The 23,380-nt window shown below is 54.1% G+C and carries 20 protein-coding genes, 2 tRNA genes and 2 rRNA genes; 11 read left to right on the plus strand and 13 right to left on the minus strand.

The window, feature by feature from the left end:
- Positions 1-27: 27 nt before the first annotated feature.
- The 5 genes from NITSA_RS08515 to NITSA_RS08535 all read right to left on the minus strand — a co-directional run bounded on the left by NITSA_RS08515 (position 28) and on the right by NITSA_RS08535 (position 6,310).
- Positions 28-2,923: ribosomal RNA gene (locus tag NITSA_RS08515) — 23S ribosomal RNA — on the minus strand.
- Between the two features lie 233 nt (positions 2,924-3,156).
- Positions 3,157-3,232, minus strand: a tRNA-Ala gene (locus NITSA_RS08520).
- Between the two features lie 5 nt (positions 3,233-3,237).
- A tRNA-Ile gene (locus NITSA_RS08525) sits at positions 3,238-3,314 on the minus strand.
- A 123-nt stretch (positions 3,315-3,437) separates the two neighbouring features.
- Positions 3,438-4,954: ribosomal RNA gene (locus NITSA_RS08530) — 16S ribosomal RNA — on the minus strand.
- The 16S and 23S rRNA genes sit together here with 2 tRNA genes alongside, the layout of an rRNA operon.
- A 456-nt stretch (positions 4,955-5,410) precedes the next feature.
- Entirely contained in the window at positions 5,411-6,310 is a 900-nt protein-coding gene (locus NITSA_RS08535; RefSeq protein ID WP_013554615.1) for a lysophospholipid acyltransferase family protein, read from the minus strand.
- A gap of 57 nt (positions 6,311-6,367) precedes the next feature.
- Here NITSA_RS08535 and NITSA_RS08540 point away from each other — a divergent pair, with 57 nt between their 5' ends.
- The 6 genes from NITSA_RS08540 (at position 6,368) to pssA (ending at position 12,439) form a co-directional block, all read left to right on the plus strand.
- Complete coding sequence (locus NITSA_RS08540; RefSeq protein WP_013554616.1) at positions 6,368-7,168, plus strand: 3'-5' exonuclease; 801 nt, start codon at positions 6,368-6,370, stop codon at positions 7,166-7,168.
- Positions 7,169-7,345: 177 nt separating this feature from the next.
- Positions 7,346-7,999: an imidazole glycerol phosphate synthase subunit HisH gene (gene hisH, locus NITSA_RS08545; protein WP_013554617.1), complete on the plus strand. Its 654-nt coding sequence runs from the start codon at positions 7,346-7,348 to the stop codon at positions 7,997-7,999.
- A 69-nt stretch (positions 8,000-8,068) separates the two neighbouring features.
- Positions 8,069-8,788 (plus strand): 1-(5-phosphoribosyl)-5-[(5-phosphoribosylamino)methylideneamino]imidazole-4-carboxamide isomerase, encoded by a 720-nt coding sequence (hisA, locus tag NITSA_RS08550; protein ID WP_013554618.1) that lies wholly within the window; start codon positions 8,069-8,071, stop codon positions 8,786-8,788.
- Positions 8,785-9,618: a 50S ribosomal protein L11 methyltransferase gene (locus tag NITSA_RS08555; RefSeq protein WP_013554619.1), complete on the plus strand. Its 834-nt coding sequence runs from the start codon at positions 8,785-8,787 to the stop codon at positions 9,616-9,618. Before hisA ends, NITSA_RS08555 begins: the two co-directional genes overlap by 4 nt.
- Entirely contained in the window at positions 9,611-11,701 is a 2,091-nt protein-coding gene (ftsH, locus tag NITSA_RS08560; RefSeq protein WP_013554620.1) for an ATP-dependent zinc metalloprotease FtsH, read from the plus strand. The genes NITSA_RS08555 and ftsH overlap by 8 nt, the downstream gene beginning before the upstream one ends.
- A gap of 21 nt (positions 11,702-11,722) precedes the next feature.
- Positions 11,723-12,439, plus strand: a complete 717-nt coding sequence (gene pssA, locus NITSA_RS08565; protein ID WP_013554621.1) for a CDP-diacylglycerol--serine O-phosphatidyltransferase — start codon at positions 11,723-11,725, stop codon at positions 12,437-12,439.
- 99 nt (positions 12,440-12,538) lie between these two features.
- Here the strand turns inward: pssA and mscL are convergent, their stop codons facing one another.
- The 8 genes from mscL to NITSA_RS08605 form a co-directional block, all read right to left on the minus strand.
- Positions 12,539-12,973, minus strand: a complete 435-nt coding sequence (mscL, locus tag NITSA_RS08570) for a large conductance mechanosensitive channel protein MscL (protein ID WP_013554622.1) — start codon at positions 12,971-12,973, stop codon at positions 12,539-12,541.
- Between the two features lie 99 nt (positions 12,974-13,072).
- Complete coding sequence (locus NITSA_RS08575; protein WP_013554623.1) at positions 13,073-13,381, minus strand: hypothetical protein; 309 nt, start codon at positions 13,379-13,381, stop codon at positions 13,073-13,075.
- On the minus strand, positions 13,375-13,890 hold the full coding sequence (gene luxS / locus NITSA_RS08580; protein WP_013554624.1) for an S-ribosylhomocysteine lyase: 516 nt from the start codon (positions 13,888-13,890) through the stop codon (positions 13,375-13,377). The genes NITSA_RS08575 and luxS overlap by 7 nt, the downstream gene beginning before the upstream one ends.
- A 127-nt stretch (positions 13,891-14,017) precedes the next feature.
- A complete protein-coding gene (gene xseA, locus NITSA_RS08585) occupies positions 14,018-15,283 on the minus strand; it encodes an exodeoxyribonuclease VII large subunit (RefSeq protein WP_013554625.1) in 1,266 nt (421 codons plus the stop codon).
- Positions 15,284-15,486: 203 nt separating this feature from the next.
- Positions 15,487-16,206, minus strand: coding sequence for a bifunctional demethylmenaquinone methyltransferase/2-methoxy-6-polyprenyl-1,4-benzoquinol methylase UbiE (ubiE, locus tag NITSA_RS08590; protein WP_013554626.1), 720 nt, complete (start codon positions 16,204-16,206; stop codon positions 15,487-15,489).
- A complete protein-coding gene (ribD, locus tag NITSA_RS08595; protein ID WP_013554627.1) occupies positions 16,199-17,209 on the minus strand; it encodes a bifunctional diaminohydroxyphosphoribosylaminopyrimidine deaminase/5-amino-6-(5-phosphoribosylamino)uracil reductase RibD in 1,011 nt (336 codons plus the stop codon). Before ribD ends, ubiE begins: the two co-directional genes overlap by 8 nt.
- A 157-nt stretch (positions 17,210-17,366) precedes the next feature.
- Complete coding sequence (locus tag NITSA_RS08600; RefSeq protein WP_013554628.1) at positions 17,367-18,107, minus strand: DUF72 domain-containing protein; 741 nt, start codon at positions 18,105-18,107, stop codon at positions 17,367-17,369.
- A gap of 4 nt (positions 18,108-18,111) precedes the next feature.
- Entirely contained in the window at positions 18,112-18,630 is a 519-nt protein-coding gene (locus NITSA_RS08605) for a YbhB/YbcL family Raf kinase inhibitor-like protein (protein ID WP_013554629.1), read from the minus strand.
- 76 nt (positions 18,631-18,706) lie between these two features.
- Here NITSA_RS08605 and NITSA_RS08610 point away from each other — a divergent pair, with 76 nt between their 5' ends.
- The 5 genes from NITSA_RS08610 to NITSA_RS08630 all read left to right on the plus strand — a co-directional run bounded on the left by NITSA_RS08610 (position 18,707) and on the right by NITSA_RS08630 (position 23,305).
- The gene (locus NITSA_RS08610; RefSeq protein ID WP_013554630.1) at positions 18,707-19,591 is read left to right on the plus strand and encodes a DMT family transporter; all 885 of its coding nucleotides are present in this window, start codon (positions 18,707-18,709) and stop codon (positions 19,589-19,591) included.
- 97 nt (positions 19,592-19,688) lie between these two features.
- Positions 19,689-20,297 (plus strand): fumarylacetoacetate hydrolase family protein, encoded by a 609-nt coding sequence (locus tag NITSA_RS08615; protein WP_013554631.1) that lies wholly within the window; start codon positions 19,689-19,691, stop codon positions 20,295-20,297.
- Positions 20,298-20,395: 98 nt separating this feature from the next.
- Positions 20,396-21,694, plus strand: coding sequence for an NCS2 family permease (locus tag NITSA_RS08620; protein ID WP_013554632.1), 1,299 nt, complete (start codon positions 20,396-20,398; stop codon positions 21,692-21,694).
- A 13-nt stretch (positions 21,695-21,707) separates the two neighbouring features.
- Entirely contained in the window at positions 21,708-22,154 is a 447-nt protein-coding gene (locus tag NITSA_RS08625; protein WP_013554633.1) for a phosphoribosyltransferase, read from the plus strand.
- 134 nt (positions 22,155-22,288) lie between these two features.
- Positions 22,289-23,305 (plus strand): amino acid ABC transporter substrate-binding protein, encoded by a 1,017-nt coding sequence (locus tag NITSA_RS08630; RefSeq protein WP_013554634.1) that lies wholly within the window; start codon positions 22,289-22,291, stop codon positions 23,303-23,305.
- The last annotated feature ends 75 nt before the right edge of the window (positions 23,306-23,380 follow it).

Below are 23,380 nucleotides of genomic sequence, written 5' to 3' on the forward strand. Positions count from 1 at the left end.
GCACTGGGCAAGGTAGTGCCTAGATTTCAAGAGATTTCAAACGGTCTATTAGTACTGGTCAGCTAAACGACTTTCATCGCTTACACATCCAGCCTATCAACGTCGTAGTCTTCGACGGACCTTCAGGGAAGATTCATCTTGGAGTTGGCTTCCCGCTTAGATGCTTTCAGCGGTTATCACATCCGAACATAGCTACCCAGCGGTGCCCTTGGCAGGACAACTGGTACACCAGTGGTTCGTTCACCCCGGTCCTCTCGTACTAGGGGCAACTCTCCTCAATCTTCCAACGCCCACGGCAGATAGGGACCGAACTGTCTCACGACGTTCTGAACCCAGCTCGCGTACCGCTTTAAATGGCGAACAGCCATACCCTTGGGACCTGCTTCAGCCCCAGGATGCGATGAGCCGACATCGAGGTGCCAAACCTCCCCGTCGATGTGAGCTCTTGGGGGAGATCAGCCTGTTATCCCCGGGGTACCTTTTATCCTTTGAGCGATGGTCCTTCCACACAGAACCACCGGATCACTATGACCGACTTTCGTCTCTGATCGACTTGTGTGTCTCTCAGTCAAGCTGGCTTATACCATTATACTCTACTGGCGATTTCCAACCGCCATGAGCCAACCTTTGTAAGCCTCCGTTACTTTTTAGGAGGCGACCGCCCCAGTCAAACTACCCACCAGACATTGTCCTCCGCCAGGATAACTGGCGCAAGTTAGCAACCAGAATATACAAGGGTGGTATCTCAAGGACGGCTCCACCAGGGCTGGCGCCCTGGCTTCAAAGCCTCCCACCTATCCTGCACATGTATATCCCGATTGCAGTGTCAAGCTGTAGTAAAGGTCCACGGGGTCTTTCCGTCTTGCCGCGGGTAGGAGGAATTTTCACCTCCACTACAATTTCACTGGATCCCTGGTCGAGACAGCTCCCATCTCGTTACGCCATTCATGCAGGTCGGTATTTAACCGACAAGGAATTTCGCTACCTTAGGACCGTTATAGTTACGGCCGCCGTTTACCGGGGCTTCGATCAGGAGCTTCGCCCAAAGGGCTAACCCCATCACTTAACCTTCCGGCACCGGGCAGGCGTCACACCATATACATCCTCTTACGAGTTAGCATAGTGCTGTGTTTTTTGATAAACAGTCGGGAGGGACTCTTTGTTGCAACCTCTCAGGCTCCACCCGCAAGGAGCTTCACCCGAGGAGGCACACCTTATTCCGAAGGTACGGTGCTAGTTTGCAGAGTTCCTTAACCAGGGTTCTTCCACGCGCCTTAGAATACTCATCTCACCCACCTGTGTCGGTTTACGGTACGGGCGACTATGGCTATACTTAGAGGCTTTTCTCGGCACGACGGCATCAGCGACTTCCCCCTTCCGCCCGAAGGCTTCAGGGGGCCTGTCAGGTCTCGGCCTTACTGCCATCCGGATTTACCTGGATGGCGGCCTACACCCTTCGACCCACTATTCCATCAGTGAGCTCGCTTAGCCCTATGCGTCCCCCCATCGCGCGCCATAGCCGGTATCGGAATATTAACCGATTTGCCATCGCCTACCCCTTTCGGACTCGGCTTAGGACCCGACTAACCCTACATTGACGAGCATCGTGTAGGAAACCTTGGGTTTTCGGCGAACAGGATTCTCACCTGTTTTATCGCTACTCATGCCTGCATGCTCACTTCTTGCCGCTCCAGCGCTCCTTACCGGTACACCTTCAACGCTGACAAGAACGCTCTCCTACCGCTCTCACATCAGTGAGAACCTACAGCTTCGGTGCCTACTTTAGCCCCGTTATATTTTCGGCGCAGGATCGCTAGACCAGTGAGCTGTTACGCTTTCTTTAAAGGATGGCTGCTTCTAAGCCAACCTCCTGGTTGTCTAAGCAACCCCACCTCCTTTTCCACTTAAGTAGGACTTGGGGACCTTAGCTGGTAGTCTGGGCTGTTTCCCTTTCGACCCTGGATTTTATCACCCAGGGCCTGACTCCCATGAATCCACACAGGGTATTCGGAGTTTGACTCGGTTTGGTACCTTGGTGTACGGCCCTAGCCGAATCAGTGCTCTACCCCCCTGTGCTTCGAACATGAGGCTATACCTAAATATATTTCGGAGAGAACCAGCTATCACTAAGTTTGATTGGCCTTTCACCCCTATCCACAGGTCATCCGAGGAGTTTTAAACCTCCACCGGTTCGGTCCTCCACCGGCTCTTACACCGGTTTCAACCTGCCCATGGATAGATCACTTAGTTTCGGGTCTGCAGCCACTAACTATTCGCCCTGTTCAGACTCGCTTTCGCTACGGCTTCGCGTGTGCTTAACCTCGCTAGTGACCACAACTCGCAGGCTCATTATGCAAAAGGCAGTCCATCACCCTGTTCCGAAGAACATAGGGCTCTGAATGATTGTAGGCAGACGGTTTCAGGTTCTATTTCACTCCGCTTACCGCGGTTCTTTTCACCTTTCCCTCACGGTACTTGTGCACTATCGGTCACAGAGTAGTATTTAGCCTTGGAAGGTGGTCCTCCCATCTTCAGTCAGGGTTTCTCGTGTCCCGACCTACTCGTTCGTCAGCCTAGTACCACACAATGGATTTCGTATACGGGACTCTCACCCTCTATGGCGGAACTTTCCAGATCCTTCTACTATCCACTGTGCTATCACTGACCGGGCTAATCCCATTTCGCTCGCCGCTACTTTGGGAATCTCGGTTGATTTCTTTTCCTCCGGGTACTGAGATGTTTCACTTCCCCGGGTTCGCTCTCCTAAAAGGAGTGACTGGCCGTTAAGCCAGCCGGGTTGCCCCATTCGGAAATCCGCGGATCAAAGCTTCTTGGCAGCTCCCCGCGGCTTATCGCAGCCTAGTACGTCCTTCATCGCCTCTCTGTGCCAAGGCATCCACCGTCTGCCCTTGATTCAATCTCTTGAATCTAAGGCACTACCTTGCTCAATGCATCACGCATCAAACAATGTTGCTTCTGAGTGTTTCGCTTGGAAGAATTCTTCTTTCGAAGATTTCTGTTTACAGTGTAATTGTTCGCAAATTCTTTTTCAAGTCTTTGCGGCATTACGTCAGACTCTTAACAATGCTAAGTTAAATAACCTTAGACCGAAGTCTAATTGAAATCTTCCGCAAAAGATTTCAATCAAACTTCACCTGGTGGAGAATGCCGGGATCGAACCGGCGACCTCCTGCGTGCAAAGCAGGCGCTCTCCCAGCTGAGCTAATTCCCCATCTCTGGTGGGCGTACCTGGACTTGAACCAGGGACCTCACCCTTATCAGGGGTGCACTCTAACCGGCTGAGCTATACGCCCTCTTTCTCTACTCTCTCAAAGAACACGCTGTGATCTTTGACAACCGAATATCGGCTCACAATCAACCGTCTACCCTCAGGGCTCTGACGACACTCCCGTGAGAAAGTGCCGTGCGTACTCTTGAAAGGAGGTGATCCAACCGCAGGTTCTCCTACGGTTACCTTGTTACGACTTCACCCCAGTCGCTGAGCCCACCGTGGACGGTAGCCGGTTTAGCTTCCCGTCTTCGGGTGAACTCAACTCCCATGGTGTGACGGGCGGTGAGTACAAGACCCGGGAACGTATTCACCGTGGCATGGCTGATCCACGATTACTAGTGATTCCAGCTTCATGCAGTCGAGTTGCAGACTGCAATCCGAACTGAGAGCAGGTTTCTAGATTTGCTCCACCTCGCGGTATCGCATCTCATTGTCCTGCCCATTGTAGCACGTGTGTCGCCCCGGCCGTAAGGGCCATGATGACTTGACGTCGTCCTCACCTTCCTCCTGGTTACCCAGGCAGTCTGTCCAGAGTGCTCGGCCGAACCGTTAGCAACTGGACACGAGGGTTGCGCTCGTTGCGGGACTTAACCCAACATCTCACGACACGAGCTGACGACAGCCGTGCAGCACCTGTCACCGCGCTCTACCGAAGTAGCACCCCTCCATCTCTGGAGGGTTCGCGGGATGTCAAGGCCGGGTAAGGTTCTTCGCGTATCTTCGAATTAAACCACATGCTCCACCACTTGTGCGGGTCCCCGTCTATTCCTTTGAGTTTTAATCTTGCGACCGTACTCCCCAGGCGGGATGCTTAATGCGTTAGCTGCATCACTGCCATGACGTGCATGGCAACGACTAGCATCCATCGTTTAGGGCGTGGACTACCAGGGTATCTAATCCTGTTTGCTCCCCACGCTTTCGCGCCTCAGCGTCAGTACTGTTCCAGTGAGTTGCCTTCGCTTTCGGTATTCCTAGTGATCTCTACGGATTTTACCCCTACACCACTAATTCCACTCACCTCTCCCAGACTCTAGGCTGGCAGTTTTGGGTGCAGTTCTGCAGTTGAGCTGCAGGCTTTCACACCCAACTTACCAACCCGCCTGCGCGCGCTTTACGCCCAGTGATTCCGAGTAACGCTTGCACCCTCCGTATTACCGCGGCTGCTGGCACGGAGTTAGCCGGTGCTTATTCATAGGGTACCGTCATTATCTTCCCCTATAAAAGGAGTTTACGCCCCGAAGGGTGTCATCCTCCACGCGGCGTTGCTGCATCAGGCTTTCGCCCATTGTGCAATATTCCCCACTGCTGCCTCCCGTAGGAGTCTGGACCGTGTCTCAGTTCCAGTGTGGCTGATCATCCTCTCAGACCAGCTAGGCGTCATAGCCTTGGTGAGCTCTTACCTCACCAACTAGCTGATACCATATAGCCCGATCCTATGGCGGAATCCATTTCCCAACACCACTTATGTGGTGAAGGAATATGGGGTATTAGCGGCCGTTTCCAGCCGTTATCCCCCTCCATAGGGCACGTTAGCTATACCTTACTCACCCGTGCGCCACTTAGCTGACACCCCTGGCAAGCCAGGGGCCGTTCTCGTTCGACTTGCATGTGTTAGGCACGCCGCCAGCGTTCACTCTGAGCCAGGATCAAACTCTCCATTAAAAATGGACATTCAATCCAGTGTCTCAAGATGAAATCACTATTGTGTTTCTATCTCGATTGTTTTTATTGAAAAAAACCTATCGGATAGACGGTTGATTGTTTACTTATATTCGGTTGTCAAAGATCACGTTCAAACACTCTCAAGATCCCATACTTTGGGTATCTCTCTCAGATCGCTTTCAATCGCTCTCTGTGTTTGAGGACGCGTATTATAGACAATTCTCCACCGCTTGTCAAGGGGTTTGCAGGAAAATTTACGAAAATATCGAAATTTTTTTTGTACTTACATTATATGAAAGAGAATTTAGACAGGATTCGTGGGTTATTTGTGCATTTGCGTATTGGTCATTGGGCATTGGGAGTGTTGAGAGCTGAGCGTTGAGAGGTATTGGACAGTGGCAATTTGAAGTAATTATGGGGGGAATTTAACGGTTGCTCCGTTACTCGGTTGCTCGGTTACTCATTATTCGGTTTCCTCCATCGCTGATAGGCCCACTCCCATTGTGAAGCTTCCCTCCGAATCTGTTTTTCCAGCACATTCGTGTAGCATTGGGTGATCGCACGCAATTTCTCATCCGACGCATCAATCTCATCCGCCACATACTCGATCGGTTCATCGATGAGAATGCGAAACTGTTCCCTGCCTTTGCGCACAGCGAAGATCGGGACCATCAAAGGATCGAATTTCAGCTTCATCTGCGCCATACTTTTGGATGCATAGGCCCTATGGCCGAAAAATTGAACCTCTATCCCATTGGGAGGCGGAATCATCTGATCGATGTGCATTCCGACCCCTTCCCTCTTTTTCAGAATTCTCGCGATGCTGCGCAAAGCACCTTTGCGTTCCACGACACGATGCCCGAAGCGTTGGCGATAGGGTTGGATGATTCGTTCATCAATCAGCGGATTTTTGCTTTGGGCTTTGGCGACCAAAGTACCCGGGAATCCGTTGATGGCAAAGAACTGGGCCAGAAATTCCCAGTTGCCGTAGTGGGAAACCAGGAAAACGATGCCTCGCTCATTCTGTTTTCTGAGCGCTTCAATCTTTTCCTGGGCCTCCTTCAGATTGACAATACTCCCTCGATAATCCATTCGATTGGTCAGCATCAGGACCATCTCCGTATAGAAGTGCGCTTTATGCCATCGATATTCTTCGACCAGACGATCAAGATCTTTTGCCGATTTGTCGGGAAAGGCCAAGGCTAGATGCTCCAGGATGCGCCGTTCACGCCGTCCTCCGGGGGCATAGCTCCGCTCGACAATCAAACGAGCCAATCCGTAGAGTACCGGGCGGGGCATAAATCGGGAAGCCCCCAGGAGCGTTCTGACGGCATAGTACTCGAGATGTTTTCTCATAGCGGAAATACTCCCTGTTCTCTGGGCTCTTGCTATAATTCTAGCGAAAGGCAAACAATGATTTGTATTTTTGACTGCGAAACCATTCCCGATATCGAACTGATCCGTAAAAACCTCGAGGTGAGCGGGCTTGATGATCTCCAAGCCATCGAAAAAGCCCAAGAACTCTATGCAGAAGCGCACAACGGCAATACCTTTCTGCCGCTTCCCTATCATCGCGTTGTCGCCCTCTCCGCAGTCATCGCCGATGATTTCGGCAATTTCATCAAAGTGGGAGATTTCGGGCACAATTCGGAGGATGAGGCAAAAATCATTCGGCATTTTTTTGACTTCATCGAAGAAAAGAATCCCCGGCTGGTCTCCTTCAACGGCCGCGGATTCGATATGCCGATGCTTCTGATCCGTGCCATGCGCTACAACTTCTCATTTCCGGCCTGGTTCGACCAGAACAATCCCCAGCTCAACAAAACCAAATGGGAAAATTACCGGCAACGCTATGCCGAAGAGTTCCACACCGACCTGCTCGACAGTCTGGGGGGATTCGGCGCCGTGAGGAACCTCAAGCTCGACCTGCTCTGCACGATGGCCGGCATCCCGGGCAAATACGATGTGAGCGGTGATCAGGTAACGCAACTTTACTACGAGGGAAAACTGGAACAGATCAGAGAGTATTGCCAATCGGACGTGTTGAATACCTATTGGCTCTGGCTGAAATACGAACTGCTCAGAGGCAAACTGACCCGGGAAGACTATGCCCGTTTTCTCCTATCGATGAAAGAGAAAATGCCGCAGGAACAAGGATATTATCTCCCCTTCGCCGAAGCGATCGAAAAGGAGCTGGAACGCTTGGAGATTTAACGTTAGCTCCCATTGGATATAATCGCATACTTACAGAAAGAAGGGTGTATTAGTGTATTGGTGTATTGGTATATTGGGAAGAATGGTGAATTCAAGAAAAGCAAAACAAGTTAGCGTCACTCCACATTTCTCATTTCTCATTCCTCATTCCTCATTTGTTCCCGTCAGGAGAACATCGTGATTGGGGTCATCGACTACAAAATGGGGAACCTCGGTTCGGTCCTGAACGCCTTTGCCAAGGTGGGGGCCCGAGCTGAGCTGGTGAGTGATCCCAAACACCTCAAAAAATACGATCGGATTCAATTGCCCGGAGTGGGAGCCTTTCCCGATGCGATGGAGCACTTACGCTCGACCGGTATGGACGAAGCGATCCGGGAGTTCGCCCGAAGCGGCAAACCGCTGATGGGAACCTGCCTGGGGATGCAGCTTCTTTTTGAAGAGAGTGAAGAGTTTGGAAAGCACCAGGGGCTGGGTTTGATCCCCGGTCGGGTGGTCCGCTTTGATGAAAGCAAATTCGACCATACTCTGAAGGTTCCCCATATGGGCTGGAACGAGCTTTTCGTTCAGCGAACGAAAGGAGGGGAAGATAAAAGATGGAAGTCGGAAGATGGAAGATCAACCCTCTTTGAGGGATTGCCCGACGAATTCTATCTCTACTTCGTCCACTCCTACCATGCGGTCTGCGATGATGAGTATGCTATCGGCAAGACCTATTATGGTTATGAATTTGTCTCTGCCGTCCAGAGGGAGAATATCTTCGGCATCCAGCCTCACCCCGAAAAGAGCCACGATAACGGCTTGAAGATCGTCAAAAATTTCACGAAACTCTAAAAACCTATTGGTATAACAAAGGATGAATATGACCTCGAACTCCTCACATATTTTTGACAAAGGTCAAAAATGATTATCCTCCCCGCGATAGACCTCAAAGACGGAAAAGCCGTCCGTCTCTCCAAGGGTTTGATGGATTCGGCCAAGATCTATAGCGACGAGCCCTGGCAGGTCGCCAAGCATTTCGAAGAGCTTGGGAGCGAATGGCTCCATCTGGTGGATCTCAACGGTGCCTTCGCCGGTGAACCGAAGAATCTGGAGCAAATCCGGAAAATCCGTGAAAACTGCAACCTGAAACTGGAACTGGGCGGAGGTATTCGGGACGAGGAGACGATCCGAATGTATCTCGATCTAGGGGTCGATCGTTTGATCCTGGGTTCCGTAGCGGTCAAAGACCCCGATTTCGTGCGGAAAATGGCCGCAAAATACCCCATCGTGGTCGGGATCGACGCTATCGACGGGATGGTGGCCGTGGAGGGCTGGGCCGAAGTGAGTGAAATGAAGGCCACCGACCTGGCCAGAGCCTTTGCCGACGCGGGAGTTGAAGCGATCATCTGCACCGATGTGGGACGCGACGGAATGCTCAGCGGTATCAATGTCGAATTTACCCGCTCCATCGCCCACGCCAGCGGCCTACCCACCATCGCCAGCGGCGGCCTCCGAGACATCGAAGATATCCGGCGTCTCATCGAAGCCGGAATCTACGGAACGATTGTCGGCAAAGCCTTCTACGAAGGGACGCTTGATCTCGAAGAGGCTTTCCGCCTGGCGAAAGGAGCCAACCGATGAAGGAGCGTTACAGTGAAGTGACCTTTGTCACCGATTCGGCCTATGTGGATCTCCTGGCCGATTTTATCGGCACCGTCAGCAACGAGGCGATCGAATACGGGGAGGACCGCATCATCCTGCGCACGGAACAGGATACCGGGGAACTAATCGACAAAGTCCGAGCGATGGTTCGTGAAATCTCCAATGACTTTCCCCTGGAAATTTCCGAGGAGGAGAAGGAGAACGTCGATTGGATCCAGGCTTATCAGGATTCGGTACAACCCATCGAAGCGGGGCCCTTCTACATCCATCCCGAGTGGTATCCTCCCAAGGAGGAGAAGATCAACATCCTGATTAACCCCGCTTTGGCCTTCGGCTCGGGGCATCACGCTACGACTTATAGCTGCCTGGAGGCGATCGCCGAGTATGTCACTCCCCAGGATCGTCTCCTGGATGTGGGCTGCGGCAGCGGGATCCTGGCCCTGGCAGCCCGGAAACTCGGCGCTACTGTGGAGCTCTGTGACACCGACCCCCTGGCCGTGGAGAGCGCCGCCGAAAACTTCCGCCTTAACGATGAGCGGTTTGAGAAAATCTGGGAAGGCTCGGCCCATAAAACCGATCAAAAATACACCGTCGTCGTGGCTAATATCATCGCGGATGTCCTCAAAGCCATCGCCCCGCAACTAAAAGCAAGAATGGAAAAAGATTCTCTCTTGATTCTTTCAGGGATTTTGGATAAAAAAGAGGCTATTGTATCGGCGGCATTCCAGGACCTTGAGCTTCTGGAACGCAAGCAAAGAGATGAATGGGTCACCCTGATCTATACAAATAAAAAGGACGTCAATGGCTAAGAAACCCAACGACAACAAAAACAATAAGAATTTTTTCAATGACAACCCACTGCTGGCCTTCGCCCTCTTTTCCATCGTCATTATCCTGGTTTTCAAACTCCTGATTGGCGATCAAGCCGGTGGGCTGAATCAGATGATGATGCCTCAGGGACAGGGCATTGTCGCGACCAAAAAGGTCACCTATTCCGCTGTGAAAAACCTGGCCAAAGAGGGCAAGATCCAAAAGGTCAAGATCACCCCGACCACCATCGAGGCGATCGGGGAAGAGGATGGACGCACCCTCCGGTATATCGCGGAGAAAATTCCCGCCAATGACCCCGATTTCATCAAAATCCTCGATGAAAAGCATATCGAATACAGTGGGGTGATGGGGAACGGCTTTGTCAGTGAAATGATCAGTATGCTTCTGCCCATCTTTATCTTTTTCGCTATATGGATTTTCCTGGCAAAACGTATGTCCAAGGGAATGGGCGGCGGCATTCTAGGTGTCGGCAAGGCCGGTAAACTGATCAACAGTGAAAAGCCCAACGTCAAATTTGATGATGTCGCCGGAGTCGATGAGGCCAAAGAAGAGGTCAAAGAGATCGTCGACTTTCTCAAGTATCCCGAACGCTACATCGCCCTGGGAGCCAAGATCCCCAAAGGGGTCCTGCTGGTGGGCCCTCCGGGGACCGGAAAAACCCTGCTCGCCAAAGCGGTAGCCGGAGAGGCGAGTGTCCCCTTCTTCTCCGTCAGCGGATCGAGCTTTATCGAAATGTTCGTCGGGGTGGGGGCAAGCCGGGTCCGTGACCTCTTCGAGCAGGCCAAAAAAGAGGCACCTTCCATCATCTTCATCGACGAGATCGATGCCATTGGAAAGAGCCGGACAGCCGGAGGCCCGATGGGCGGCAACGACGAGCGGGAGCAGACCCTCAACCAGCTTCTGGCGGAGATGGACGGTTTCGGTTCGGACACGCCGGTCATCGTCCTGGCGGCGACCAACCGCCCCGAAGTCCTCGACCCGGCGCTCTTGCGCGCAGGGCGCTTCGACCGGCAAGTCCTGGTGGACAAGCCCGATTTCGAGGGACGTCTGGCGATCCTGAAGATCCACAGCCGGGATGTCAAGCTGGCCCCTGATGTCGACCTGGAGGAGGTGGCCAAAGCCACAGCCGGACTGGCGGGGGCCGATCTGGCCAATATCATCAATGAAGCAGCCTTGCTTGCCGGTCGTCAGAACAAGAAACAGATCGAACAGTCCGATCTGATGGAGGCGATCGAACGGGCCTTTGTGGGACTGGAAAAGAAGAACCGCAAGATCAACGACCTGGAGAAGCGTATCGTCAGTTACCACGAAAGCGGCCACGCCCTGATGGCGGAACTGACCGAGGGAGCGACCCGGGTCACCAAGGTTTCGATCATCCCGAGAGGGCTCGGGGCTCTGGGATACACTCTGCACCTGCCTGACGAAGAGAACCGCTTCCTCAAGCAAAAACATGAACTCCTGGCCGAGATCGATGTCCTGCTGGGGGGACGGGCTTCCGAGGAGATCTTCATCGGAGACATTTCCACCGGTGCCGGCAACGACCTGCAGCGTGCCACCGATATCATCAAGGATATGATCACCAAATACGGTATGAGCGATGTAGCGGGGCTGATGGTCCTGGAGAAAAATGCCGGCGGCGCCTTCCTCAACGGTGGACAAGTGATCAAAGATTACAGCGAAAAGACTGCCGAAGCGATCGACGAAGCGGTCAAAAAGCTCCTCGATGAGCGCTACAAGCATGTCAAGAGCACCCTCAAGGATTATGCGGAGGCGATCCATGAAATGGCCAAGGTGCTCCTCGATGTCGAAGTAATCGAGGGATGTAAGGTCCGGGAGATCATCGAAGAGTTTGAAAAGCGCCACAATCTCCCCAGCCGCCTGGCCCATAAAGACAAGGTCGAAGAGGAGCGCTGTGCCCGGGAAGAGCGGGCGGAAAAGCGCGCCGAAGAGCGGAAAGGGAACACGGCTGAAAAGCCGTCAGATGAATCTTCTTCCGAGAGCGAATCATCCGGAGAGAACGATGAAAAACAACAAGACCCGAGCGGACAGAATGAGGGTTAACGCTCTGGATAGGAGCTGCTGATGTCCCAATCAAGACTGGCCTATGTCCTGCCCAACCTCTTCACCGCGGCATCGATCTTTACCGGGGTTCTGAGCATGATCAAAGCCTCCCAGGGAGATTTCGTCCAGGCGGCGTGGTTGATCTTCCTCTCCCTGGTCTTCGACGGCTTGGATGGACGGGTCGCCCGCCTGACCCGGACCACCAGCCGATTCGGTGTAGAATTCGACTCCCTGGCAGATATCATCGCTTTTGGCGTCGCTCCGGCGATGCTGATCTATTTTCAATTCGGCCACAACTATGGGAGATTCGGCGTCCTGGTCAGTGCGCTCTATGTGATCTTCGGAGCCATTCGCCTCGCCCGCTTCAACGTGACCCACGGAGCGGGAGATCCCAATGTCTTTATCGGGGTACCCATTCCCACCGCCGCTGTCTTTGTCGCCTCGACGTCCCTGCTTTTGACGGAACACCCCTCTTTGCGGCTTCTGGAAGGAACCCTGCTCGTTCTTTCACTCCTGGTGGCTTTGCTGATGGTCAGCAATATCCGTTACCCTTCCTTCAAAAAGATCGATCTGCGTCGTCCCCTCGTCCTCAAGACACTGATCGTCCTGACGCTTCTTGGATCATTGCTCTATCTCTACCCTGCGGAAGGTTTTGCCGCTATCATCCTCGGCTATATTCTTTACGGTCCTCTCCGCGCTTTGAAGCTCAAACGTCTAAGAATCCACTCAAAAGAATAATCCCTGGGCAAATACCTCGGTTAAACTTTCAAAAAAGATTGGAAAAGGAATCAGATAAAAGGGGATGAGACTTCAAGTGTCCCGTTTCCCGAAAGAAAATCAGGGCTGCATAGATTCGCAGTAGGGGCACTTTTTGGCTTCGATGGGAATTTCCATAGCGCATTCGGGACACTTTTTGGTCGTGGCCTCTTCGACAACCTCTTCTTTCTTCGTCAGGCGGTTGTAATAGCGCACGAAAATGAAGACGACGAATCCCAAAATAACGAATGAGACGAAATCGTTGATAAACAGACCGTATTTGATGGCGGGCGCACCGGCCTTGTCCAAAGCTTCAAGATTCGGATAGTGTTTGCCGTCGAGGGGAATGAAAAGTTGGGAGAAATCGACCTTGCCCAGAAGCAGGCCCAGCGGCGGCATAATAATATTGTTGACCATCGATTTGACGACGGTAGCAAAAGCCGCACCGAAGATGAAGCCCACAGCCATATCGACCATATTCCCTTTGATCAGGAATTCTTTGAAATCTTTCCACATTTGTAATCCTTTGTGTAGTTTCAAGAATCTTATCCTAATCAATGGAATAGCTTGCTGAGGATAAAAGGAACGACACCGGAATAATTTTAATCTCGGATCTTAAAGCCCTATCTCATCCAACTCTTTGAATTTGAAGGCTTCGACGATCAACTCCAGGGTATCCTGACCTTCGCGGCGCACGAGAACCATCATTCCCGCTTCCATCAAATCCATATAGTTCTCGAATCGGTTTTCAAGCACGGCAAAATCGATCCAATCGGCACCCGTCTCTTCCCACGTAGGATGGAAGGTCACTTCGCGGACGGCTCCCTCATCGAAATCGATCAGCGCCCACTGTTCAGCCTCGGAGCGGGAAGCGATCTGCGCCTTTTTGGGATCCGAACCTTTGACGGGGACCAAGATCAGCATGTCGCCCCTTTGATCTTCTCGGGATCGAGCTTGAGCTCTTCGTTGTTCATCACGCCGATTCCTCGATCCAGCACCCGGCGGGCGATCTCCTTGGCCTCATCCAGGGAGTGCATCTTGCAGCTGCCGCACTGGTAGATATTGAGCTCGGGGATCGCCTCCTGAGCGGGAACTTCCAATACATCCCGCATCGAAGCTTCCCAGGCTTTGGCCACTTCCTCTTCGTCCGGTGTGCCGATCAGGGACATATAGAATCCGGTCCGGCATCCCATCGGAGAGATATCGATGATCTCCACCCCCTCCCGGTTGAGATGTTCCCGCATAAACCCGGCGAAAAGATGCTCGAGGGTATGGATCCCCTTCTCACTCATCATCTCTTCGTTGGGGCGGCAGAAACGCAAATCGAAGACAGTGATCGTATCCCCACAGGGAGTCTGCATCGTCTTGGCGACCCGCACCGCCGGGGCGGGCATCCGGGTGTGATCGACCATGAAGCTATCGAGCATCGGCATAAACAATCCTTTGATTTTTGGAAGGATTATAGCATTTTCATCCCTGCCGGCTGAGAAAAAAGTCACCCGGCGTCTCCGGATCATGCCTCTGCTCAGTACGATCTCTCCTTGACCGAAGCGGAAAGATTTAGCGGACTTTTGTATCCAGGGGCTCCTTGTGCAAAACCCTGGCACGAAGGCGTGACTGGGCATCGGTCAGCTGAAACTCCATCTCCGGATCGAGGTGCTCCAGAGGCACCCTCCGGCCATCCAGGCTCACCTCGGCCCAGCCCTCCCGGGTGCGTTGTCTCGGATTTTGAAGGCGCAGTTGCTCTTCGAGTATCTTCACCCGCCCCTCCTGGCGTGCCAACTGACGCCGGATCGTCTCGTCACAGCGACGTTGCAGGGGAAGCAACTCCCCCTCGAATTGGCTGAGACGGTATCGGATCACTTCCCGATAGTCTCGCCGGAGCCGAGCAAACTCTTCTAAAGCGCTTTGCAGTCGGCTCAAAATCGAAGCACGTTTCAGTGCCTCCTCTTCCCGGCGCAGGCGTTCTTCGCTGCTTCGCAACAGCTCCCGCATCCTTCGCCGCAGGCGATCGGCCCGCTCATCCAGGGTGCGGAGCAGCTCGTTTTGATCGGGTAGGATCATCTCCATCGCCGCACTGGGGGTGGGCGCTCTCAGATCGGCGACGAAATCGGAGATGAGGGTATCCACCTCGTGTCCGACCGCACTCACTACCGGAGTCTGGGCTTGGAAGATCGCTTCGGCTACCGCCTCTTCGTTGAAGGCCCAGAGATCCTCGGCACTCCCCCCGCCCCGTCCGGTAACGATGATGTCGGCTCCCAGAGTGTCGGCGTAGGCGATGGCCCGGGCGATGGACTCCGCCGCCCCCTCCCCCTGCACCAGGGTATCAACGACGATGAGTTCCGTCAGAGGCCAGCGCCTTCGGGCGATCTTGAGCATATCCTGCAGCGCCGCCCCTCCCACTGCCGTCACCAACGCGATGCGTCGCGGGTAGCGGGGAAGTGGCTTTTTGCGCTCGGCGGCGAAATAGCCCTGGGCTTCCAAACGCTTTTTGAGCTGCTCAAACGCCACGGCCAAAGCCCCCCGTCCATACGGTTCCACACTCACAGCGATCATCTGATACTCTCCGCGGGGCGTATAGACCCCCACCGAGCCGTCGATCACCACGTGCGCCCCCTTCTCCAGACGGAATTTCAGTCGCGCGGCATTGGAACGCCACATCACACAGCGCAGGGTGCTGCGATCATCTTTGACGGAAAAGTAGATATGCCCGCTGGAATGATAAGTCACCGAAGCGATCTCCCCCTCCAGGCGGATATGCATAAAGGTCGCTTCGAGGAGGGACTTGATTTTTTCGTTGAGGGCGGAAACGGTTATTAAATTCACGGAAATCTCCGTGAATTTTTAATGAGGAATGAGGAGTGAGGAATGAGGAGTTTAGGTAAGCGTTGCTGTGCAACGCATTTATTCAAATCGTCGCCGCAGGCGACCCCATTCCCCAATAACCAATAGACCAATACACCAATAACCGGTGCTCCAAATTGCCCAATGCCCAATGCCCAATGCCTCATTTATTTACGCACTACCCACTATCTTTTCTGCGCAACAAACAGTGTGCTGATCCCCATCGAAAAGGGTTTGACGTAGCGGATTTCGAAGCCGGCTTCTACGAGCTCTCTGCTGAGCATTTCGGTGGTGAGAAACTGCTCGATGGAATCGGGCAGATAGCGGTAGGCGGCATAGTTTTTGCTCACCAGGCCGCCGACGGTGGGGAGGATTTTTTTCATATAGAGATCCACCAGGGGGGCGGTGAGCCCCTTTTTCTCCTGCTTGGTAAACTCCAGGATCACCACCATCCCTCCGGGTTTGAGGGCGCGGTGAAATTCGGAGAGTGCCTCCTGGCGGTCGACGACGTTGCGGATACCGTAGCTGATGGAGATGATCTCCGTGCTCTCGTCTTCGAGAGGGAGTTCCTGGGCCTTTCCCTCCACGAAACGGGCGAAATCCACCTTTTTGCGTGCCACTTCCAGCATCCCGCCGGAGGGATCGATGCCGACATAATCCTCCACATCGATTCCCTTGAGCGCGGCACGGTCCCGCCAATGCAGCAGCAGATCTCCCGTCCCGGTAGCGACATCGGCGATCCGCTCGACCTTTTGCTTGCCCAGGAGTTCATAAGCCTTGTCGCAACCTTTTTTGCGCCACTGCACATCGATGCCGAAGCTGAGCACCCGGTTGGCCAAGTCGTAGGTCTCGGCGATCTCGTCGAACATATGGACGATCTTGTCCTGTTTTTCCTTGCTATTCAAAACGGCTCCAGAGTATGAGATCCACACCGATGGATGCGTGGTGTAGATACTTCAATTTTTGATCGACATTATAGGATAAGGGGTGCGCACTCAGCTTAGGGGTCTGATAGAGAAGGAGCCAATCGATACGATCCTGCAGCGCTTTGAGCATCCCTTCACCCCCCTCGACGAGCAGGAAGGAGGGACGATCCAGGAGAGGCTCTATGTCATCGGTAATACGCACCTGGCGGTCGGAAACCCCAAAAAGCGGAATGGAACGGTCAAACTCATTTTGACGGGAGTAGATGCAGACATTAGGAGCCCGCTTTTGATCGACAAAACGGCAATCAAGCGTCGGCCGATCGGTGCGGACGGTGGACCCACCAATGAGCAACTCGTCGACCACGGCTCTGAGACGGTGAACGTGCTCCAGGGATTCGGGGGAACTCAGATACCCTCCCCCGATGCGTCCATTGGTGGTCTGGGCCAGCTTGAAGAGGACAAAGGCCCGCTCCTGCCAAATCAAAAAAGGCTCCAAGAGTTCCCGGGCCTCCTCCTCACAGACACCCGTTGCCACTTCGATCCCGTGATCGGCCAGGATCTCCAAGCCGCCGCCGTGGCCGGGGATCGGATCGGCAGTGGCCACCACCACCCGATGCAGGGGAAAGCGGCTCAAAGCCCAGGCACACGAGGGGGTGCGGCCGTGGTGGGCGCAGGGCTCCAGGGTCACATAGAGGCTCACCCCCCGAAAGAGCTCTTCGGGGACCGTTTGCAAAAAGTCGTAAACCGCGTCGGCATCGGCAGAATCCACCGCTGCTTCACGCCCCTCCAAGGCTTCGTAGGCCGCCAGCATCGCCCACAACTCCGCGTGGGATTCCCCCGCCTTGTGATGCGCCTCCACCGCCAGGATGCGCCCCTCTTTGACCACACAGCACCCCACCGCCGGATTGGGATAGGTCAATCCCTGGTAACGCCACGCCTCACCGAGTGCCAACTGCATATAGAATCGGTCATCGATCTTCATAAAATTTGCCTTTCATTTTAGTCGCACGTCGCAAGCACGGGGCTTCGCCCCTCAAGTCGCAAGCGTTTAGTCACTGGTCATTAGTCATTGGTCATTGGGGATTGGCAAAAATTTCTCAATCCAAAATCCAAAATCCAAAATCCAAAATTTTTATTCCTCATTCCTCATTCGCCAAAAGCTCTCTCAGCCTCCGTGCGTCCCTCACCGCATTTCCCTCCATATCGTTGTTGAAATAGACAAAGACAGGGCGGTTATGGTTCAGCTCTTTTTGGAGGCGCTCGGCCCAGTGCTGGAGGGTCGCGTCATCATAGCTGCCGCGGTAGTGGCCCGAAGGGCCGTGCAGGCGCAGGTAGGCGAACTCCGCCGTGCTCACATCGGGCACGCTTTTGCGGCCGTAATCGTGCCAACAGAGGGCAACCCCGTGATGGCGCAAGATCACATAGACCGCTTCGTCATACCAGCTTTCGTGACGGAACTCCACGACGAAACGCCACCCGCCCCCGTGGGGGAGCTGCGCCAGGAAATCCCCTAGAAGCTCATCGTTACGGTGGAGCGAGGGAGGCAGTTGGAAGAGTACGGCGGCGAGTTTGTGTTTGATGGGTTTAAGCAGATGCAAAAAACGCAGAAGCTCTTCTCGGGTATCGGCAAGCTTTTTGTAATGGGTGATCCCCCGATGGGCTTTGAAAGCGAAGAGGAAACCTTCCGGGGATTTCTCATCCCAATGTGTGATGGTCTTGGCTTTGGGGAGATGGTAGAAGGTGCTGTTCATCTCCACCGTGTCGAATCGGGTGGCGAAATACTCGAACCAGCGGTTTTTGGGCAAATCCTCCGGATAGAGCACTCCCCGCCAGTGTTCATAGTAGAACCCCGACGTTCCGATATAGGCGCGGGTCTGCATCGGCTTAGCGGGGATAGATCCCCATCAGCTCCGCCTCGGCCAGCAGATGGTCCTTCATCGCCGCCAGGAGGGTGTTGCGATCGATACCCGGTTCCAGCGGCAACGGCACATCCAGAGCGAAGAGTCGGATGAAATAGCGATGGGGACGGTCCGGGGGACAGGGGCCTCCGTAGCCGATCTTGCCGAAATCGTTGATCCCCTGTCGGATCCCGTACTCCAGTTCGGGAGCGGGCGGAACCCCCTCGGGCAATCCCCTCACCGTGGCGGGCATATTGTAGATAACCCAATGGACGAAGAGTCCCATCGGGGCATCAGGGTCCTCCATAATCAACGCCAGGGACTTGGTCCCGTCGGGAATATTGCCAAACTCCAGAGGAATCGAAACATCCTCCCCGTGGCAACCGTATTTGGCCGGGATCTCTCCACCGTTCTCAAAGGCAGGACTCTTGACGAACATCTTTTCACCTCCTGTTAACAATGTCATACTCATCACCCATGCAATGATCATTACGAGAAATCTCATCGGTGATCCTTTTTGCTTACTCTCCAGTCTATTATAACACTCCCGGGAGTAGAATACCGCTTCACAAGGATGAACAATGCAAGAGCCCAGACAAGCGACCCTCTTCTATCTGCTGATGATCCTGGCTATGGTCGGATGGGGCGCTTCCTGGGTGCACGTCAAATACCTCAGCAGCTTTCTGACGATCCACGAAATTATCTTCTACCGTTACCTCTTGACCGCCCTGAGTATGATCCCGGTGCTTCTCTGGCTCGGCCTCTCCTGGCGGATCGAGCTCAAAAGCCTGTTGCTGACCCTGGTGAGCTCGGGGATCATGATCCTCTACACCTGGCTCTTCATCGCCGGGACCAAGCTGGGCACCGCCGGGCTGGGCGGCGCTTTCGTCACCACCCTCATCCCGATCCTCACCTTTCTCCTCAGCGCCCTGATCGCACACAGGCGGCTGACACGGCGGCAGCTCTTCGCCCTGGGGCTGGGGGCATTGGGCGTGATGACCATCCTCAATGTCTGGAGCTTTCGGTCCGGGGATATCTTTCGCCTGGAAAATCTCTACTTCGTCCTGGCGGCTCTATGCTGGGCGATTCTCACCCTCGTCAGTGCCAAAATCGCCGGCAGGATCGAACCCCTGGTCTACAGCTTTTATATGTATCTGGGGGTGACGGTACTCGAAGCACTCTTTTTCACCGAATTCAGTACCGATCTGGGCACTCTGGGGACCCTCCCCTGGGCCAACCTCCTGCTGCTGGCACTCTTTAGCACCACCTTCGCCACTTCGATCTACTTCATCGGCGGCAAAAAACTGGGGGCTGACCGCATCAGCAGCTTCACCTTCCTCGTGCCTTTCAGCGCCATCGGACTGAGCGCCCTCTTTTTGGATGAGCCGATCACCTGGGGGATGGCACTGGGCACGCCCCTGGCGCTGGCGGCGATCTGGATGCTGCAGTGTTCCTCCTCCCGCTGATCCCGGCGATTTATCCCTCATCCTTTTTCAAAAAAACTGTTACAATCACTCTGAAAATCTCCCCGAATATAGGCAATAAAAACCGCAAGGAATATTGATGAATACGATCCAAATGGGAAAAGAGCTCCTCACCCCGAGCAAAGTGGTCTGTATCGGCCGAAACTACGTCGAGCATATCGAAGAGTTGGGCAACGAAATGCCTGAGGATATGGTCATCTTCAACAAACCCAACTCCGCCGTCACCGATACGCTGCGCGCCTTCAGGCCCGATACCCGTTTCGAAGGGGAGCTCTGCCTTTTGATAAGAAGCGGCGAAATCGCAGGGATCGGCTTCGGCCTGGATTTGACCCACGCCGAGATCCAAAACCGCCTCAAAGCCAAGGGACTACCCTGGGAACGGGCCAAAGCCTTCGACGGGGCGGCGGTATTGAGCCATTTTGTCCCCTTTGAGGGAAAACTGGAGGATCTGCGTTTCGAACTCTATCACAACGGAAAATTGGCCCAACACGCCTCTTATGACCTGATGATTTACAAACCCCAGAAGATGCTCCGGGAGATCCAAAGCTTTATGACCCTGGAGGATGGAGACATCATTATGACCGGAACGCCAAAGGGTGTTTCAACCTATGAGCGGAGCGACCGTTTCATCGCGACGGTCTATGAAGGAGAGAGGGAAATCGTACAGGCAGAGTGGATCTGCCAATAAGCCCCCGTCCTCCCGAAGCTCATCAAAAACTTTTTACCTGCCCTTTCGCTCTTCGTGTTATACTTTTTCTCTCCCTACCCTTTTAAAAAGGATCGCCCTTGCTCCAACGTTTCAAACTGGCTGAAAAAGGAACCAACGTACGAACCGAGCTGATTGCCGGCTTGACCACCTTTTTGACCATGATGTATATCGTCCCGGTCAACGGATTCATCATGGCCGACGCGGGATTGCCTATGCCCGCGGTGATCACCGCCACCGCCCTCATCACCATCCTCGCCACCGCTTTCAACGGCTTTTGGAGCAACACTCCTGTGGCAATGAGCGTGGGGATGGGGCTCAATGCCTACTTCACCTACGGCCTGGTTCTGGGGATGAAGCTCCCCTGGCAGACGGCTCTGGGAATCGTCTTTCTCTCCGGGGTGATCTTCGTGCTCCTCTCCTTTACCCGCTTTCGGGTTTGGATCATGCACTCGATCCCTATGGACCTGCGCCGAGCCATCAGCGCGGGAATCGGGGCTTTCATCGCCTTTATCGGCCTCAAGCAGCTGGGCATCATCGTCCCCAGTAAAGCCACCCTTGTAAGTCTGGGACATTTGGGATCTCCCGAAGTACTACTGGGGATCTTCGGACTCTTTTTGACGCTGATCCTCTATATCTACCGGGTCAAGGGGGCTTTTATCCTCGGTGTCCTGCTCACTTCCGTCGTCGCCTGGGTCACGGGGCTTGGGAAACTGCCGGAGGGGCTGCTGAGTATGCCCGCCTCCATCGCACCCATCGCCTTCAAGCTCGATGTGGTCTCCGCCCTCAGTCTCTCCCTTTTACCGGTCATTATCACCTTTTTGGTAACCGATATGTTTGATACTCTGGGAACCCTCACCGCCGTCGGAGCCCGGGCGGGGCTTTTCCAGGAGGGAGATGACCCCGACAGAGCGCTGGAAAAAACGTTTGAAGCCGATGCCGTCGCCACGGTCACCGGGTCGCTGCTGGGGGTTTCCACCACGACCAGCTTCATCGAATCGGCCAGCGGAGTCGAAGCGGGCGGACGCACCGGCCTGACGGCTATCTTTACCGCCGCTTTCTTCATCCTGACCCTCTTTATGCTGCCGATCTTCAAGGCGATCCCTGGACCCGCCATCTATCCCGTCCTGGTCATCGTGGGGATCTTGATGTTCACCGAGCTGGGCAAGATGGACTTCGGCGCCATGGACCTCGCTACCGCCAGCGCTGCCTTTTTCACGGTGCTGCTTATGCCGCTGACCTACTCCATCACCAACGGTCTGGCCGCCGGGTTTGTCGCTTATACACTCCTCAAGCTGGCCCAGGGGAAATTCTCCGAACTCAATGTGGGGGTCTACCTCATCACTCTGATCAGTCTGATCGTTTTCATCCTGCATTAAAGGGCAGGACCCAATGGATAAATACTACTACGGATACGAAGAGTTCCTCTACGATATCCGCACGCTTCATCAGATGATCCGCTCTTATGGGCCCGACACCCTCCTGGCCGTGGCGAGGGGAGGATTGACGATGGGGCATTTCCTGGCCAACGCTATGGATACGCGACGCCTCTTCGCTCTCAACTCCATCCACTACAACGGCACGAAGAAGCTCGAAACCATGGAAATCTTCAACATCCCCGATCTCTCTGACGCCAGGAAAGTCCTCATCCTCGACGACATCGCCGACAGCGGAGAGACCCTCGTGGCAGTCCTGGAAAAGCTCCAAGAACGCTACCCCGAAGTCCAATTCAAAATCGCAACCCTCTTTCACAAGCCCGAATCCCTCATCCGCCCCGACTTCACCCTCAAAGAGCCTCCCGCCTGGATCGACTTTTTCTGGGAAGTGGACCCGCTCTAATGCGTTTTCCCTTCCCCAACGAGGGCGTAGGGGATTTTTTCACAACAATTGTAAAGCTTATTCCAAATTATTAGCTTTGTTTAACCCAAATCATTCTAAACTAAAGCGTCAACCATCAATCAAAGGAGAATCGTATGATGAAAAAATTACTCAAGCTCTCCGCGGTCGCCGCACTGGCGACTGCGACCCTGGCGACGGCCGGAACTCTCGATGACGTCAAAAAGGCCGGCATCCTCAAGTGCGGGGTCAACACCGGACTCCCCGGCTTCAGCGAAGCCGATTCCAAGGGTCAGTGGCGTGGACTGGACGTAGACTACTGCCGGGCCCTGGCCGCCGTCGTCCTGGGCGACGCTTCCAAGGTCAAGTATGTCCCCCTCAACGCCAAAGAGCGCTTCACCGCACTGCAGAGCGGTGAGATCGATGTCCTCTCCCGGAATACTACCAATACCGAGACTCGGGATACTTCTCTGGGGATCAATTTCACCGGCGTAATGTACTACGACGGTCAGGGCTTTATGGTTCCCAAGTCTCTGGGAGTCAAAAGCGCCAAAGAACTCGACGGTGCCACCGTCTGTATCCAGGCCGGTACCACAACCGAACTCAACCTGGCCGACTATTTCCGCGCCAACCATATGAAGTTCAAGGCAATCACCTTCGATACCAACGATCAGGTGACCAAAGCTTTCGAAGCGGGACGCTGTGACGTTCTCACCACCGATGCTTCCGGCCTCTACGCCACCCGGACCAAGTTGGCCAACCCCGAAAAATATGTCGTTCTTCCCGAGATCATCTCCAAAGAGCCCCTGGCACCTGCCGTCCGTCACGGTGATGATCAGTGGTTCGACATCGCCAAGTGGACCCGCAACGCTCTGCTGACGGCGGAAGAGAAGGGAATCACTATGGCCAATGTCGACGAAGCCAAAGCCAAGAGCACCGATCCCGAAGTCAAGCGCCTGCTCAGTGTCGAGGGCAAAATGTGTGACAACCTCAAACTCGAGAAAGGCTGCTTCTACAATGCCATCAAGCAGGTCGGCAACTACGGAGAGATCTTCGAGCGCAACGTCGGCGTCAAAACCCCGCTCAAGATCCAGCGCGGCCTCAATGCCCTCTGGACCCAGGGCGGCCTGCAGTACTCTCCCCCGTTCCGCTAAAATTCCACGCCCCTGCGGGGCTTGGAAAATTAGGAATTAGTAATTAGGAAGTAGGAATGAGCCCAAAAAGTCTCA

This window comes from Nitratifractor salsuginis DSM 16511, from assembly GCF_000186245.1.
Classification (GTDB): Bacteria; Campylobacterota; Campylobacteria; order Campylobacterales; family Sulfurovaceae; genus Nitratifractor; species Nitratifractor salsuginis.